The organism is Algoriphagus marinus (genome assembly GCF_001936475.1).
In the GTDB taxonomy this organism is placed as follows: Bacteria; Bacteroidota; Bacteroidia; order Cytophagales; family Cyclobacteriaceae; genus Algoriphagus; species Algoriphagus marinus.
Map to the genome: position 1 here is coordinate 38,228 of NZ_MSPQ01000013.1, position 17,088 is coordinate 55,315.

A 17,088-nucleotide genomic window follows, 5' to 3' on the forward strand; every position below is an offset into this window, starting at 1 on the left:
ATGAGAAAGCCCAACCGAGCGTATCCTAAAAAATTTATGGTTCATAAAGTGAAAATTTTGGGTTTATTCGGTTGGGTCTTTTTAATTTTTTCCTGTGCCGAGGCACAGAAACCCCAAAATCAAAATTTATACTTTCCTCCAAATGATTCTAAGTCCTGGGAATCCCAGCCCTTAAATGAACTAGGTTGGGACGCTGTTAAGCTAGCTGAGCTTTTGGCCTGGCTGCCAACTCAGGATACCCGGGCATTTATTATTTTGAAAGATGGTAAAATAGTTGTGGAAGAATATTGGGGGGATAATTTGACGGGGTTAGGAGAAATGACTCAAGATTCTTTTTGGTATTGGGCATCAGCTGGAAAAACTCTTACTGCTGCTCTGGTGGGAATCGCAGAAGAGCAAAAATTGCTCAAAATATCCGATAGAACTCAAGATTATTTAGGGGAGGGTTGGACAGCAATGTCCAATGACCAGGAGCAGGAAATTAAGATTATTCATCAACTGACGATGACAACAGGTCTTAATGACCAAAATGTAAATTTGGATAATACTGACCCAGCAAGTCTTACTTACCTAGCTGAACCCGGACAACGCTGGAGCTATCATAACGCACCATATACTCTTTTGGAAAAAGTAGTGGAAAATGCATCAGGCAAGAGCTATCAAACTTATTTTGAAGAACAGATTGGGAATAGAATAGGCATGGCTGGATTTTGGCAAAAGTCAGGTTTTAATAATGTCTTTTTTAGCAATGCGAGGTCATTTGCTAGATTTGGTTTACTTCTCCAGGCAAAAGGAAACTGGAACGGAGATAAAATCTGGTCAAGCAAATATTTTGATGCACTTTCAGAAAGTTCGACTGATATAAATCGAGCCTACGGTTACCTCACTTGGCTAAATGGTAAATCTTCCTATATGCTCCCTCAAAGTCAAACTGTTTTTCCAGGAATGCTTATTCCTCAAGGTCCAGCAGATATGTATCAGGCCATGGGAAAAAACGGTCAGTTTCTGATGGTGGTTCCTTCTGAAGGGATTGTAATTGTGAGAATGGGTGGATCTGGAGATAATTCTCTCGTGCCTTTTCTTCTGATCAGGGATATTTGGGAGCGATTGAATCCGGTGCTAGGGAATTAATGGATGATCAGCTTTTTGGTAACCAATCCCTGGAGAGAGAAAAGTTTCAAAACATAAATTCCTTTAGGTAAGGAAGACAAATCAAACTCCTGTCTCTTATTTTTCATATCGGAATTCTTTAAAACTAGATTACCGTTTAAGTCAAAGATTTCTAATGCAGTTTTATCAAGGTTCATGCTTTCGCCTTGAAGAGTGAATCTGCCTGTACTCGGATTAGGATACACAGTATACACAGGGGAAATACTTTGATCTTCAATTAAACTGATTCCTATAACCTGAAAAGTTTCAAATCGACCATCGAAATCAGTTTGAGTTAATCTATAGAACTGGCGACCATAACGAACATCTTTATCTATAAAGTCATAGGTTCTCTGCTCCAAAGAATTACCAGATCCTGGAATTAGGGCAATAGTTTCCCAGGTTTTGCCATCAAAAGATTTTTCCAAAGTAAAAAACGCATTGTTTTTTTCGGTAGCTGTGACCCAGATTACTTTGATATTTTTATCTGAAGTCTCTTCTGCTTTAAATTCCAATAATTCAATTGGCAATATCCTAAATGAACTAGCGATTGAGAGAAGTCCAAATGTTGAATTTGAACCTCTTGTTACAGTTCCTGAAGTAGCACTTCCGGATACTGTCCCTCCTAAATCCTTCCAAGCTGAACCATCCCAATTAATCAGGAGGAGTTCGGTATGATCTATAATAGGTGATGTACGTGTTGAATTATAACTCAAAGCTAAGGACCGGGCAACAGTACCTGTATTCCGAGTGAAACTCCAATGTTCGGATTGATTCATTAGTCCAATCGTTGGATCTTTTCCGACAGTATCAGTTGGAATATTTACCGGAGCAATAGCGAAGTACTCTGAACTGTATGAATCCGATGTGCCTCCTCCTCCTCCAACTGTAGATGGTGCGTAGGATCCACTTTTTCCAATGGGGAATTCGAAATTATCATTCCCGATTTTTGTTACAGGTCCGTCTACATAGCTGACATCAGATGCGCCAACAGATGTTGCATTATCTATAAATGTAAGAGTATTGGTATTCGTGGTATTAATAAAGCCACTGCTAAAGGTAAGAGATTGATCTATTTGTAAAGGGACATTTAGAGTTAGTGTTCCTGAAGTATTCATTTGAACCAACTCTGCAATTGGGGGTTGCGCTAAGTTTCCTTCCCATAATTGGGAAGTATTTCCATCTATGAGTACTGTTCCATTTCCTTCCGCAAAGAATATACTGGCATTACTTCCCACGGTAGAAATGTTCCCTCTAAAACTGGTTATTCCATTGTAAGCCGGTTCAATATTTCCTGAACCTGATTTTATAAATGTTGCGTTCCTGTTAAAAGTATCTCCGTTATTATTTGCTAGTCTAAGGTTTGAGTTAGAGTTATTTGTAATAATTGTTGTCCCAAAGCTATTTCCTCCAAACCAATTATTTGCAGCTCCTCCAGTCTTTGTAAAATTAGCAGTTCCAGAAGTAGTCGCAAAAGAATTTCCCGCTTGGGTCATGTTGATGTTTGCCGCAGTGAAGGTTCCATTTCTGGCAAAAGTATTCGCTTGAGTAAAGTTGATAGTTGTTGCAGTAACCCCAAAGTCTCCTTGAAAGGAAGAGTTTACTGAAGTAAATGTAGTAACTCCAAAATTACCGTTAGGGGAATTTTGAACTTGAGTAAAATTGTTGAATTCAAGAATGTTTCCCACAGAAAAGCCTGAAGTTACAACCCCTCCTGTCGCTAAAGTTGATGTTCCTCCTCCTTCCCCAAATCGGACCTCACCATTTGCATTGGAGTTATTGATAGTAATTTGTTGTGCAAAAGTATTGGTTCCACGATAGGCGATTCCTAGAAAGTTGGTCCCAGTATTAGTGAAAGTACTAGTTGAATTAAAGGTGTCACCAGCATTTGTCCCTAACCTAAGGATTGTGTTAGAGTTGTTTATCACAGTTACAATCCCAAAAGTATTTCCACCATTCCATTGATTAGTACCTCCTCCGGTTTTAGTAAAAGTAACTGACCCACCCGCTGTCGCAAAAGAATTCCCCGCTTGGGTCATGTTGATGTTTGCTGCAGTGAAGGTTCCGTTTCTGGCAAAAGTATTCGCTTGGGTGAAGTTGATAGTTGTTGCAGTAACCTCAAAGTCTCCCTGAAACGATGAACTCGCTGAAGTAAAAGTGGTAACAGCAAAACTGCCGTTAGGGGCATTTTGAGATTGCGTGAAATTATTAAATTCCAGTAAGGCGCCGGTGGTAAACCCACTTGTCACAATCCCACCCGTTATCAAGTTAGAAGTAGAGGAAGCAGTGACTTCCCCAAAACGAATACTTCCGGCAGCATTGGAATTGTTCAGTGAAATCTGTTGAGCAAAAGTATTGGCTCCTCGATATGCGATGTCAATAAAATTTGTCCCATTGTTTGAGAATACACTAGTTGAAATGAAAGTATCACCTACATTATTAGCTAATCTTAAAGTAGAATTAGAATTATTGATAAAAGTGAACGTGCCAAACGTGTTACCGCCATACCATGTGTTGGCAGCGCCGCCATTTTTGGTAAAAGTGACAGCTCCTCCAGCTGTTGCAAATGAACTTCCTGCTATTGTTTGTGTGAAATTTGTAGCAGTGAATGTTCCATTGCGTGCAAAAGTGTTAGCTCGCGTAAAATTAATGGTGGTTGCAGTGACTGTAATGTCTCTTTGGAAAACGGAGTTATCTGAAGTGAAGGTAGTGGCATTTACCCCTATGCTGCCTTGAAATGAAGAGTTTATTGAAGTAAATGTAGTAACTCCAAAATTACCGTTAGGGGAGTTTTGAACTTGAATGAAATTGTTGAATTCAAGAATGTTTCCTACAGAAAAACCTGAAGTTACAACTCCTCCTGTCGCTAAAGTTGATGTTCCTCCTCCTTCCCCAAATCGGACCTCACCATTTGCACTGGAGTTATTGATAGTAATTTGTTGTGCAAAAGTATTGGTACCTCTGAATGCTATTCCTAGAAAGTTGGTCCCTGTATTAGTAAAGGTACTTGTTGAATTAAAGGTATCACCAGTGTTTGCTCCTAGCCTAAATAGTAAGTTAGAGTTATTTATCACTGTTACGATACCAAAAGTATTTCCTCCGTTCCATTGATTAGTACCTCCTCCGGTTTTTGTAAAAGTTACTGACCCACCAGCTGTCGCAAAAGAATTCCCTGCTTGGGTCATGTTGATATTTGCTGCCGTGAAGGTTCCGTTTCTGGCAAAAGTATTCGCTTGGGTAAAGTTGATAGTTGTTGCGGTAACCCCAAAGTCTCCTTGAAAGGAAGAGTTTATTGAAGTAAATGTAGTAACTCCAAAATTACCATTGGGAGAATTTTGAACTTGAGTGAAATTATTGAATTCCAGAAGAGTACCTACTGAGAATCCAGAAGTCACAACGCCACCAGTTGCTAAAGTTGATGTTCCTCCTCCTTCACCAAATCGGACCTCTCCATTTGCATTGGAGTTATTGATGGTAATTTGCTGAGCAAATGTATTTGTTCCCGAAAAAGCAATTCCAAGAAAATTAGTTCCAGTATTGGTGAAGGTGGAAGATGAGTTAAAAGTATCTCCACCTCCCGAATTTGCCAATCTTAATCTTGAATTAGAATTGTTAGTAATCGAAACTGTACCAAAAGTATTTCCACCAACCCAATCATTATTTCCACCACCATTCTTTACAATAGTACAAAGGGATCCAGCCCCAGTACAAAACCGATTATTTCCTAAAACAGTGATTCCATTTGCGGCAGTAAGGTTGAAATTTCCAAGTAATGTTGAATTGCCTATCGTAAATAAGGTAGGGCTGAAAGTACCATTTGGAGTATTTGTAGTTTGAGTTAAATTCCGAATATCTAAATTTCCCAGCGCAAAACTCGAGGTAATTAATCCTCCAGCATTAAGAGTACTTGTACCAGATCCCAAGCCTATACTTAAAGTTCCTCCTCCATTTAAGTTATTGATGGTTACTTGACCGTTAAAAATTGTTGATCCGTTAAATGCAATTTGTAAATCTCCGCTGGATGCTTTAATAAAAGTAACAGTGGAATTGAAGGTGTCACCATTCAAATTAGCATGCCTCCATCTACTGTTGTCATTGTTTCTAATTGTTGTAGGACCATTGTAAATATTCCCTCCGGCTGTATCATCATTATTCGAGCCTGTTTTAATTAGAGTTATGTTTCCATTGAAAGTTGTGTTTTGGAGTGCATTATAGTCTCTTACATTCAATGTGCCATTGGAAATAGAACCACCTGAAATAGTTCCGTTCCTAGTTACCGTCAAAGTAAAACCAGAAAGAGATAATGCTCCGTTAGTTATTGTTAAATCTCTTATGGAAATATTACCTGGTAAGATTGGTTGATTTGGGGCTGTGGGATTATTGATAATTACATCACTATTAGTCCCGGGTACGTTGGCAGGGCTCCAATTTGATGCAGTATTCCAGTTGGTGCTAGTTACGCCAATCCACGTTTGTCCAAAACAAACTTGTTGGAATAATAAAAATAAACCAATTAGAATTAATCTTGACAAAACAAAAGATTATTATGTAAGGATTAACAAATGTAATGCTAATTAGTCAAATTAAAATTCAAGGTTTTAAAAAAAAACAGTAAAGAGACTTACTTTTTTATTAAAAACAATTATGGGTTAATTCCTTTTAAAGCAAAAACTATCATCTGTATGATACTTAATTTAAATCACTTTCGAGTTTTTTGATTTTTATATTTTGAATAAACCTATAATATTTATTTTGTATATATAAAATTGTACTAAATATGATTTATAATGCTTTTTGAATATAGTTATAACTAAAGTAAATTTTATTTAAATCTATTCTAGTCTTTCACAACAAAAGAGGCACTAATTTTAATAAAATTCAATTTTGGATTGTTTAATGAGCTATTGTGTGTTTCAGTAGCGAAATTCTGAAATTACATCACGGAAACGTGTCCTGAGTCAAAAAACATTGAGGGCTAATAATTCTTGAAGGTCAAAGAAATTTTATCCATCGTTAATGGTTTTTCTAAAAAGCCTGAAACCAACTCATATAGTTTTGCCTTTTGACGATCTAGGAAATCAATAGAACTGGATAGAATTATGATTTTGTCGTTTCGCTCTTGAAAGAGTTCAATATATTTATCAAGGAATTCCCAGCCGTTTAAAACAGGCATATTTAAATCCAGAAAAATAACAACTATCTGATCTTCTGGCAGTTTGCTTAATTCTGTAAGGGCATCCTCCGCTTCAAGAAACTCATGTATATTTTCAGAAATTCCAAATTTCCCCAATAACCGTTTATTAATAAGGTTATTTATAGGATCATCATCCACTAGAAAAATGGTGTCAAATTGGATCATTGGGATAGTCAAGGTTTCACAAAAATATTTTTTTGCTCTGGCAAAATACAATTATTCCTAATTGAATTAAAAATTTTAATTGGCTTTTTGACTTAATTAGGTAGCTTTTAAATTTTCTACAAAACAAAAAAGGAGACTCATAGAGTCTCCTTTGATTCTTGAGGGCTATGATTACATCATTCCGCCCATTCCTCCGCCGCCCATAGGAGGCATAGCAGGAGAGTCATCTTTCTTATCTGCAACCACACACTCGGTAGTCAATAGAAGTGCAGCGATAGAAGCGGCATTTTCTAGAGCTAGGCGAGTAACTTTGGTAGGATCAATTACACCAGCTTTGAATAGATCTTCGTAAACATCTGTTCTAGCATTGTAACCGTAGTTGCCTTTGTTTTCTCTGATTTTGTTGATCACTACTGATGGTTCACCACCTGCATTTGATACGATTGTTCTTAATGGAGATTCAATAGCCTGTCTCACGATATTGATACCGGTATCCTCATCTTCATTAAGTCCTTTTAGTGTAGCAAGAGCATCAGCAGCTCTTACAAGAGCAACTCCACCTCCAACTACTACACCTTCTTGAACCGCAGCTCTAGTAGCATGTAATGCATCATCTACTCGGTCTTTCTTTTCTTTCATTTCAACTTCTGTCGCAGCTCCTATGTAAAGGATGGCTACTCCACCAGAAAGTTTTGCAAGTCTTTCTTGAAGTTTCTCTCTATCGTAGTCTGAAGTAGTCTTATCGATTTGAGCTTTAATCTCAGCGATTCTACCTTTGATTGCGCCAGCATCACCGGCACCATTTACAATTGTAGAATTATCTTTATCGATATTGATCTTCTCAGCTCTTCCAAGCATGTCTGGAGTAGCGTTCTCTAATTTGAATCCTCTCTCTTCAGAGATTACAGTACCACCAGTCAAGATTGCGATGTCTTCCAACATTGCCTTTCTTCTATCTCCAAAACCTGGAGCTTTTACAGCAGCAACTTTGAGAGCACCTCTGATTTTATTCACTACCAAGGTAGCAAGTGCCTCGCCATCCACATCTTCAGCAATGATCAAAAGAGGCTTACCAGTCTGAGCAACTGGCTCAAGTACAGGAAGTAATTCTTTCATTGAAGAAATCTTCTTGTCGTAGATCAATACATAAGGCTGATCAAGTTCTGCCTCCATTTTCTCAGTATTGGTCACGAAGTATGGTGAAAGGTAGCCTCTGTCAAACTGCATACCTTCTACAGTTTTCACTTCAGTTTCAGTTCCTTTCGCTTCTTCTACAGTGATTACACCGTCTTTACCCACTTTATCCATTGCATCAGAAATCATTTTACCGATTTCCTCATCGTTGTTAGCAGATACTGTGGCAACTTGAGCGATTTCTTTTGAAGTAGAAATTCCTTTGGAATTTTCTCTAAGTCGAGCAACGACCGCAGCTACAGCTTTGTCAATACCTCTCTTAAGATCCATTGGGTTTGCGCCAGCCGCAACGTTTTTGATACCTACGTTGAAGATAGATTGAGCTAGAACGGTAGCAGTAGTTGTTCCATCACCTGCATTGTCTGCAGTTTTTGAAGCAACTTCTTTCACAAGCTGTGCGCCCATGTTCTCGATCGGTTCTGTCAATTCGATCTCCTTAGCTACGGATACACCATCTTTGGTAATGGTAGGAGCGCCAAACTTCTTATCTATGATTACATTTCTACCCTTAGGTCCTAATGTTACTTTTACCGCATCAGCTAATGCATCAACACCTTTTTTAAGGCGATCTCTAGCATCTGTGTCGAAAAATAGTTCTTTAGCCATTTTTATAATTTTTTAGTTAATGATTGAGTTTGATTGATTAAAGAATCGCAAAAATGTCAGATTCTCTCATGATCAGGTATTCATTTCCTTCTACACTTAGTTCAGTGCCTGAATACTTACCGTAAAGTACCGTGTCACCAACTTTTACAGTCAATGGCTCATCTTTTTTGCCATTACCGACTGCTACTACTGTTCCTTTCTGAGGCTTTTCTTTAGCCGAATCAGGGATATAGAGTCCAGAAGCTGTTTTTACTTCTGCTTCGGCTGGTTGTACCAAAACTCTGTCAGCAAGAGGTTTGATTTTTACGTTTGACATAGTATGAAATTGTTTAAAGTTTAGATTAAAATGCATGTGCCTAATAGCAGTTCTTGTGCCAAGGGGGAATATCTATCAAATGCTGACAAATCGGCTGAGATTCGCTAATCATTAAATGATTCTTAAGTCATAAAAAGCGATAAAATCTGCCAATTTTTCTCTTGCTGTCGTAAAAAATGTCAGAAATGTTTAAATTATTCCTAAAGTGAAAAAGCATGAAAACACTATCGAAAAACTGGATGACGGAAGGTCTGATTGATTTTGAATACAAAAAGTATCAGCTTTTGGCATATCTGAAGGAAGCAAACAGAGAATTTAAAAATATAAAACTTTATCCGATGTTGAGTGATCTGATCGATCATCACCGAGTAGCGGATGAAATCAAGTCGGGAAAATTGGAACTCTCAAAGCTTTTTCCAAAGCAGTTGGACTCAATTGATTTTAAGCAGTTTTCCTTAAACTATTCCAATAAAATTAAAGAAGATTCTTTGATGGAAGAATTAAGTAAAATCAATGATTTTGCTTTATCGCGCTTTGCTTCTAAGATTGAAGACGGTATGGCTATTTACGATTTTGTTGAAGAACAAATTGAATTTGACCCTGTAGGAATTTTGCCTATTTATAATCGGGAAGGTTTTATCCTTTTGTCTCAAGAGTATAGTTCAGATATTTATGCCTTTCGATATAAATCTGACCTTCTGCAATATGCCGGAGAGAAATTCAGAAGTATTGCTATTTGGATGATTAGATATTTTACAAAATCAATTACCAATACCTTTGAGCGAATTAAAATGGAATTGGTTAAGGAGATTAAGGAATTGCCAAATCCAGCTACTTGGAGACTTCACTCCAGGCAAAATTTACCCATTGAGCAAACACTTATCCCAATAGGAAAAAGGCTGCTTTTGAAAGCAGTTTCTTAAGAAATTATACTGTAACTTCCTCAGCTTTAGCTTCAGATAGGGTAGTTTGTAATTCTTTTTGTTGAGTGGCGCGCTCCCTTTTTGCAATTACATCATCGCCAGGTTTTCCAAATAGAATTTGCCAACATTCTTTAAAGTTTTTGGCTTTTGCCAAATCTTTGAAGATATCTACCCATTCGTGGAATACCAAGTATATGGGATTGTATGAAGTAACCGGTTTTGTGATGCCATAAGTCGGCCGCTCTGCTTCTGGCATGAATGTTCCGAACATTCGATCCCAAATTATAAATGTGGAACCGTAATTCTTATCCAAATAGTGTGCATCACTAGCATGGTGAACTCGATGATGTGATGGCGTAGTAAAGAAAAATTCAATAGGTGCTGGTAGTTTTTTAATGTACTCTGTATGAATCCAAAATTGGTACAACACTGCGATTTGGTGACAAATGAAAAACACAAATGGATCGAAACCCATAAACATCACTGGAAAGAAAAAGATAATCTTAATATGTTGGGTCCAACTTAATCGAAATGATACTGACAGATTGTATTTGGAGGAATTATGATGGGTAATATGGGTGGCCCACCAAAAACGCTGCTCGTGTGCAATTCGATGCGCCCAATACCTTGCAAAATCCACAGCGAAAAAGCAAAGAATAAATGACCACCAAGTTGCTGGTATCCTGAAAGGAGAAATATTGTAAAAGAATAAAGCGGAGCCGAAAATGGTCACTTTAATCAGGGCACTAATACCTGCATTGACCAGACCGATGGTGGAAGCAGCTAAAAAGTCTTTAGTATCGTAGGCATCCTTTTTTTGGCGCCAGGAAATTCCCCACTCAATAAAAACGAGTAGAAACATAAGTGGTGCAGCCCAGAGAATAAGATTAGGACCTAAATTCAAATCTTCTAGAAGAAGCGGTTTATCATTCATAAACGAAATCTTGTATTGACCTTTTTAATTAAATTCTAAAAACTCAAGAGTGTCGAAGATAAATAAAAAAAGCCTGCTCGGAGTGGGCAGGCTTCAATTTCTTTAGATAAATATCAATTAGTTTTCTGAGGTAGAATCCGGGATTGTCTCTTCGGTAGTTGCAGGAAGTAAATTTTCTGTCTCACCAAAAGCAGGAGCTACTACTTGCTGTTTAGCACTTTCAATGTTTGGAGATGCGAACTGATTAGATTGTGGATCAGTATAGAAAGCCGAAGTTGCAAGGCATAAAGCAAGAATTGCAATAGCGAGTACCCAAGTAGCCTTTTCCAAAACGTTTCCAGTTCTGGTTACTCCCATAATTTGAGAGGCACTTCCTCCGAATGCTGCACCTACTCCGCCTTTGGAGTTTTGTCCAAGGATAACCAAAATAAGCAATACAGCTAAAATAAGGATGATTGTAATCAATAAAGTAAACATATGATTGGGTGTTATTCTTTCAGTTTTTCAATTAAGTCCGCAAAGTAAGTCCTTTTATCCGGAAACTTCAATATCAACTTCTGATAAATTTCTTCAGCCATTTTTGACTTACCCTGGTTAGCAAGGATTTTAGCAAATGATTCGGAAATCAATTTATCATTGATTTGAGTACTGGAAGCAGCAAGGTTCTCAGTATTTTGGTTGGCTTCTATTTCTTTGATCGTAGCCATCTTGATCGACTTCTTGCTAAAAGCTTTAATCAGATCAATTTGCTCTTTCTTCTTTTCGTCTAGAATTTCTTTCTTCTCTTTTCTCCTGATGGTTTCAATCAAATCATCTTTTGGAGCCTTTCGGCGAGTTCGTTGAAGTGGATCGATTTTTTGTTCCTCTACCTGTTTTTCCTTTAAACTTGCCTCTAGTTTGACCAGGGTCTCAGTACGTTTGGAAGCTGTTGGTATTTCAGTTTCGCTTTCCGGAAGAAGATCCTCCTTCGTTAGTTTTCTTTCGGAAACTGGAGATTCTTTTATTTCTTTTTCAATAATTGATTTTAGCCAAATTCGATCCGGGCTGGTAATTGCCGCATTTGACAAAGATGGAGTACCTCCATTCCCATGTTTCAAAAATTCATAGCGGGCGACCAAAACATGTGCAATCTGGAAGTAAGGGAAATTTTGTTGCACTTTTTTTAATTGCAATACCTCGTTTTTCTCTAAAGTATCTGACCGATGGATTAATTCTAAAAATTGGGCTCCGTTCACTTCGTGTTGTTTTGTTTCAAGTTAAGAAAATTACCAGTTTGCTACTGTTGCTGTAAAGATATCCTGAATTATATTTTCAAAAATAATATCTACAAGTTCGTTTTCAACATCCAAAAGCGTGGTAGTCCGAGGGTCATAATCTTGAAAAAAGGAAAATGAACGTTTTAAGTTTTCTTCCTCATTAGACAAGTTGATATATTCTACCTCTATCCCTATGGTCAATCGCATTTGGCCTGCTCGATCGGGTAGGTTAGGGTCTCCGCTAGAGACTACTGCTTGTGGGGTAAGAGTGTATCGATTGATTGCTCCCAAGAATTGAAGGTCACCGTTGGTTCGAACTAATTCAAGAGAAGTGTTTCGCTGATAATATTCCTTGATAGCTTCTGTGAATCGTTGTTCCATGTTGGCTGGCCCTCCCCCCGAATCATTAAAAAAATTATCTACCGAAAAGGTCTTTACCAACTCGTAATTAATATTTGTTCCAGTGAAGCTGTACTTGACAGAGCAGCTTTGGAAAAGCAAAAACACCAAACCCAAACAAGGAATCAGAAATTTACTGGTCGATTTCATATTGCTTTATTTTTCGATAGAGTGTTCTTTCGGATATTCCTAAATCGCTTGCAGCGTATTTTCGCTTATTGTTATGTTTACTTAAAGCTCTCAAGATCATTTCCTTTTCTTTTTTCTCCAAGGAAAGCGAGCTGTCATCTTCTTCATGGAGAATGTCTTCAATTGCCTCATCCTGATAATCTTCGTCATTTGCTGAAGCGTTTTTCTTTGGATCAATAACGAGCGGAACTGAAAAACTTGATGGAGATTCAGAATTTTCTTTTGAAGAAAAGCTCGGGTCCAAATCTTCAAACAAACTCTGATGCTTCTGCATAATATTAGCGCTTAAGCCGTTTGCATTGTAAGTCTCAAGTACGAGCTTTTTCAAATCATTCATATCTCGCTTCATATCAAAAAGTACTCTGTAGAGAATATCTCGTTCCGAAAAATCTGTGTTTTCCTTGCCTGATGCTATCCCTGAAAGAGTCATCGGTAGTTTTGAACTTTCTCTTGGTAGATATTTTGCCAAAGTAGTTGCATCAACTTCTCGCTCTTCTTCCAAAAGGGAGATTTGTTCAGCAAGGTTTTTCAACTGTCGAATATTGCCGGGAAAAGAATATCCAATTAGGAGCCGTTGTGCCTCTCTATCTAAAGAGATTGGCTTGACATGGTATTTTTCAGAAAAATCTGATGTGAATTTCCGAAATAGCAATGCTATATCTTCTCCACGCTCTCTTAGTGGAGGGACGAAAATGGGTACCGTATTCAATCTATAATAAAGATCCTCCCGGAATTTCCCCTTTTCTACCGCTTTTAACAAATTGACGTTGGTAGCGGTGATGACACGAACATTGGTTTTTTGAACTTTGGACGAACCCACCTTGATGAATTCACCATTTTCAAGGACACGAAGAAGACGGGCTTGTGTACCTAGTGGCATTTCCCCAACCTCATCGAGAAAGATAGAACCACCGTCAGTTACCTCAAAATAGCCTTTTCTTGCCTCATGAGCACCTGTAAATGAACCCTTTTCATGGCCAAAAAGCTCAGAATCAATCGTTCCTTCAGGAATTGCACCACAATTGATTGCAATGAATTTACCATGCTTCCGCAAGCTGAGCGAATGAATAATTTTGGAAAAACTTTCTTTACCGCTTCCACTTTCACCTGTGATCAACACAGTCATATCAGTAGGAGCGGCCTGCATGGCCACTTGGATGGCGTGATTCAGTTGAGGGCTATTACCGATAATTCCAAATCGCTGCTTGACAGTTTGTATTTCTGAAGGAGTTATCATAGTGAAGCAGGGTTTATTTCCAACACTTCTCCAAAGAGGGTTGCAGTAGTACAATCTGTGATCCGTACTTTGAGGTAATCTCCTTTTTGATAATCTCCATTAGGTACGATTACTACTTTATTGGCGGAGTTTCTACCCTTTAATTCATCCTGAGATTTTTTGGAAGTACCTTCTAAAAGAATGACTTGCTCTTTTCCTATGTCAAGTTTATTTCGCTTGTGGGAAAGCTCACTTTGCTTGGTGATCACCTCAGCAAGCCGCCTTTTTTTGATTTCCAAAGGGATATCATCTTCAAATTTTTTGGCGGCCAAAGTCCCAGGGCGTTCAGAATAGTAGAACATGTAAGAGAAATCATATTTCACCAGATCCATCAGGCTTAAAGTATCTTGATGCTCCTCTTCTGTCTCGGAACAAAATCCAGTGATCATATCTGATGAAATACCACATTCCTCCCCAAGGATTTCCCGGATTTTTGCTACCCGCTCCAGATACCACTCCCGATCATAGGTTCTGTTCATCATTTCTAAAATCCTAGAATTGCCACTTTGAACCGGAAGGTGGATGTAATTACAGATATTATCGTAGGCTTTGATGGTATATAAAACATCATCAGTGATGTCTTTAGGGTGAGAAGTAGAAAACCTCACTCTAAGCATAGGATTTACTTTTGCAACCATTTCCAAAAGATGAGCAAAGGTTACCACTTCACTGATTTCCTCTTCCTTTTTATTCAACCTTGCTTTGTTGTTTTCCTCCGCTGACCATTTGTAGCTATCCACATTTTGTCCTAGCAGCGTCACTTCTTTGTAGCCTTTGTCAAAAAGATCCTGAGCTTCAGCTACGATTGAGTGTGGATCACGACTGCGCTCTCTTCCCCGGGTAAAAGGAACCACACAAAAGGAGCACATATTATCGCATCCTCTCATGATTGAGATAAATGCGGAGACACCATTCGAATTGAGTCTGACAGGAGCGATATCAGCATAGGTCTCTTCACGTGAAAGAAAAGTATTGACTGCTTTCTGACCATCTTCAGCGATATTGATGAGGTTGGGAAGGTCTCGATAGGCATCTGGCCCTACTACTATATCCACGACCTTTTCTTCTTCAAGTAATTTTTCTTTCAAGCGCTCAGCCATGCAGCCCAGAACGCCTATTGTCATTTCCGGCTTTTTCTTTTTTGCTTTGTTGAAGACAGTCAATCTTTTTCGGACAGTTTGCTCTGCTTTTTCGCGAATTGAACAAGTATTGAGAAAAATCACATCTGCCTGCTCAAAATCCGAAGTCGTATCAAAACCATTTTCTTTCATGATGGAAGCGACAATCTCAGAATCCGAGAAATTCATTGCGCAGCCATAGCTTTCAATGTAAAGTTTTTTGGTTTTTCCGGTAACTTCATCAACGGTGGTTTTGTAGTCACAGGCTTGTGCTTCTTCTGCTGAGATGATATCGATATCCTTTATTAAGTTATTCATGGGGAATTACAAATTCGAGTGGCGAAATTAACAAAATGCGACAAAATGGCAGAGGTTTTTCTGTTTTATTTCGCTATTGTTCAAATGGTATTTTTAGCTGCTCACCAAAAAACTGCTGCTCCTCTGTAATGTTTAGGTTCGAAAGACCAAGTCCTAAAAGGCGAACGGCTAAAGGCATCTTTTCCTGTTCCAAAAGTTCTAAAGCGATGTTTTGAATTTCCTTTTGCTGTAGATACTGCTCAACTGTCCGGCTTCTGGTTTGCTGGGTGAAATCTGAGAATTTAATTTTTAGAGTAATCGTCCGACCATTTATTCCGCTTTTCTCCACTCTTCGAATCAATTCATTTGCAATATCTGCCAGCGCTTTTTTCAAATCTTCAATCTCGATCAAATCTTGGTTAAAAGTGTTTTCTGCGCTAATTGATTTGCGAATTCGATGTGGTTGTACTTCTGAGAGATGAATTCCCCGGACGATATTAAAGTAATGAAGGCCTGATTTGCCAAACTTTTTAATAAGAAACTGCAGTGAAAATTGCTTCAGGTCTGCCCCGTTATGAATTCCGAGAGATTTCATTTTTTCAGCAGTCACTTTTCCTATTCCAAAGAACTTACCAATTGGGAGCTTTTCTAAAAAGTCCTCTGCATCTTCCGGCAAGATCACAGCTTGCCCATTGGGTTTATTAAGATCAGAGGCAGTTTTAGCTAAAAATTTATTGTAAGAAACTCCCGCAGATGCATTTAAACCTGTTTTTTCTTTAATTTTTTCTCGAATCTGCCTTGCAATTAAAATAGCAGATTTAAGCTCTTTTTTATTTTCGGTTACATCAAGAAATGCTTCATCAAGAGAAAGAGGCTCAACCAGATCGGTATATTCATAAAAAATCTCGCGTATCTGAAGACTAATTTCCTTATACCGGTCAAATCTAGGTTTTGCAAAAATCAATTGTGGACATTTTTTGACCGCTAGTACGGAGGACATTGCAGAATAAACTCCAAATTTTCTAGCCTCATAGCTTGCTGCAGCGATGACTCCTCTAACTTCACTTCCTCCTACGGCAAGTGGCTTACCTCGCCAATGTGGATGGTCCAACTGCTCCACCGAGGCATAAAAAGCATCCATGTCCACATGGATGATTTTCTTGGTAGGATGAATGATTGGATTAGAGGAAGCTTGTTCAAGACTTTGCATCAGTGCTTCAAATGGTTGATTTCAGCTTAATCAAATCTAATTAAATCTTCTTCATAATTTTAAAAGCTTTTTGAATCAAAAAAAAGAGGGATCCCAATGGGTCCCTCTTTCGCTATTCATGTTATGATTTCTTATTCAGAAGCTTTCACGTCTAATTCAAGTGAAACAGTATTGTAGATAAATTGGTCTTTAGCTTTATCAACTGCATTTGCTTCGTCATTATAAGATAAACCCCAGTTAGTTCTATCAATATTGAAGCCTGCTTTTGCCGTTACCACACCGTTTTCCATAGCTACTGTAGCAGGAAATTTAATGTTTTTGGTAGTGCCTCTCATCGTTAGATTTCCGCTAATCCAATGTGTAGGATTGGAAGGAGAAAGGGAAGTGGCTGATTTTGGTGTATTTTCAGTTTCAAATTGATCCATGTCTGAGACCATATCACCAGCTGCAAAAGGTTCTACTGATGTGATTTCAAATGTAGCAGTTGGGTGATTTCCTGCATCAAAAAAATCTTCGGATTGTAAGTGTCCCCATAGCTTACCATGGAATTCAGTACCTTCTTCCATATCTTCAACTGTAAGTCTTGTGATATCGAAGGTGAATTTACCTCCAGTGATTTCGTTTCCCATTACAGCAAGATTTCCTTCGATAGGAGGAATTTGACCGAAATGCTGACCAGTAGGCTTATATCCTCTCCAGACAATCTGAGTGGCATTGGTATCAATAGTCAAGGCTTTACCTACTGCTTCTGCTGCGACTTCCGCCTCACTTGTTTCAACTGTTTCTCCAGGTTTGTTGCAAGAGAATAATATCATTGCAATTGCAATGAAAAATCCTGAATGTTTTACTAGTTTCATGTGCT

The 17,088-nt window shown here is 38.3% G+C and carries 14 protein-coding genes; 2 read left to right on the forward strand and 12 right to left on the reverse strand.

What is annotated here, in order from left to right:
* Positions 1-1,131, forward strand: coding sequence for a serine hydrolase domain-containing protein (locus tag BVC88_RS17615; protein ID WP_245803675.1), 1,131 nt, complete (start codon positions 1-3; stop codon positions 1,129-1,131).
* On the opposite strand, the gene BVC88_RS17620 is transcribed toward BVC88_RS17615, so the two are convergent.
* The 4 genes from BVC88_RS17620 to BVC88_RS17635 form a co-directional block, all read right to left on the reverse strand.
* Entirely contained in the window at positions 1,128-5,681 is a 4,554-nt protein-coding gene (locus BVC88_RS17620) for a T9SS type A sorting domain-containing protein (RefSeq protein WP_075352044.1), read from the reverse strand. The two genes, BVC88_RS17615 and BVC88_RS17620, sit on opposite strands and share 4 nt — an antisense overlap.
* Before the next feature lie 443 nt (positions 5,682-6,124).
* Entirely contained in the window at positions 6,125-6,508 is a 384-nt protein-coding gene (locus tag BVC88_RS17625) for a response regulator (protein ID WP_075352134.1), read from the reverse strand.
* 171 nt (positions 6,509-6,679) lie between these two features.
* Positions 6,680-8,308 (reverse strand): chaperonin GroEL, encoded by a 1,629-nt coding sequence (gene groL / locus BVC88_RS17630; protein WP_075352045.1) that lies wholly within the window; start codon positions 8,306-8,308, stop codon positions 6,680-6,682.
* Between the two features lie 37 nt (positions 8,309-8,345).
* Complete coding sequence (locus tag BVC88_RS17635) at positions 8,346-8,624, reverse strand: co-chaperone GroES (protein WP_075352046.1); 279 nt, start codon at positions 8,622-8,624, stop codon at positions 8,346-8,348.
* A 215-nt stretch (positions 8,625-8,839) separates the two neighbouring features.
* Here BVC88_RS17635 and BVC88_RS17640 point away from each other — a divergent pair, with 215 nt between their 5' ends.
* Positions 8,840-9,547: a hypothetical protein gene (locus tag BVC88_RS17640; protein WP_075352047.1), complete on the forward strand. Its 708-nt coding sequence runs from the start codon at positions 8,840-8,842 to the stop codon at positions 9,545-9,547.
* Between the two features lie 4 nt (positions 9,548-9,551).
* On the opposite strand, the gene BVC88_RS17645 is transcribed toward BVC88_RS17640, so the two are convergent.
* From BVC88_RS17645 to BVC88_RS17680, 8 genes are all read right to left on the reverse strand, one after another.
* Positions 9,552-10,481, reverse strand: a complete 930-nt coding sequence (locus BVC88_RS17645; protein ID WP_075352048.1) for a sterol desaturase family protein — start codon at positions 10,479-10,481, stop codon at positions 9,552-9,554.
* A gap of 117 nt (positions 10,482-10,598) precedes the next feature.
* The gene (gene secG / locus BVC88_RS17650) at positions 10,599-10,958 is read right to left on the reverse strand and encodes a preprotein translocase subunit SecG (RefSeq protein ID WP_075352049.1); all 360 of its coding nucleotides are present in this window, start codon (positions 10,956-10,958) and stop codon (positions 10,599-10,601) included.
* Between the two features lie 11 nt (positions 10,959-10,969).
* The gene (locus tag BVC88_RS17655) at positions 10,970-11,716 is read right to left on the reverse strand and encodes a hypothetical protein (protein WP_075352050.1); all 747 of its coding nucleotides are present in this window, start codon (positions 11,714-11,716) and stop codon (positions 10,970-10,972) included.
* Between the two features lie 30 nt (positions 11,717-11,746).
* On the reverse strand, positions 11,747-12,286 hold the full coding sequence (gene lptE / locus BVC88_RS17660; RefSeq protein ID WP_075352051.1) for an LPS assembly lipoprotein LptE: 540 nt from the start codon (positions 12,284-12,286) through the stop codon (positions 11,747-11,749).
* Positions 12,270-13,562: a sigma-54 interaction domain-containing protein gene (locus BVC88_RS17665; RefSeq protein WP_075352052.1), complete on the reverse strand. Its 1,293-nt coding sequence runs from the start codon at positions 13,560-13,562 to the stop codon at positions 12,270-12,272. The genes lptE and BVC88_RS17665 overlap by 17 nt, the downstream gene beginning before the upstream one ends.
* The gene (gene miaB / locus BVC88_RS17670; protein WP_075352053.1) at positions 13,559-15,037 is read right to left on the reverse strand and encodes a tRNA (N6-isopentenyl adenosine(37)-C2)-methylthiotransferase MiaB; all 1,479 of its coding nucleotides are present in this window, start codon (positions 15,035-15,037) and stop codon (positions 13,559-13,561) included. The genes BVC88_RS17665 and miaB overlap by 4 nt, the downstream gene beginning before the upstream one ends.
* Before the next feature lie 73 nt (positions 15,038-15,110).
* Positions 15,111-16,226: a DNA polymerase IV gene (gene dinB / locus BVC88_RS17675; RefSeq protein ID WP_075352054.1), complete on the reverse strand. Its 1,116-nt coding sequence runs from the start codon at positions 16,224-16,226 to the stop codon at positions 15,111-15,113.
* Between the two features lie 131 nt (positions 16,227-16,357).
* Entirely contained in the window at positions 16,358-17,083 is a 726-nt protein-coding gene (locus BVC88_RS17680) for a YceI family protein (protein ID WP_075352055.1), read from the reverse strand.
* Positions 17,084-17,088: the final 5 nt, after the last annotated feature.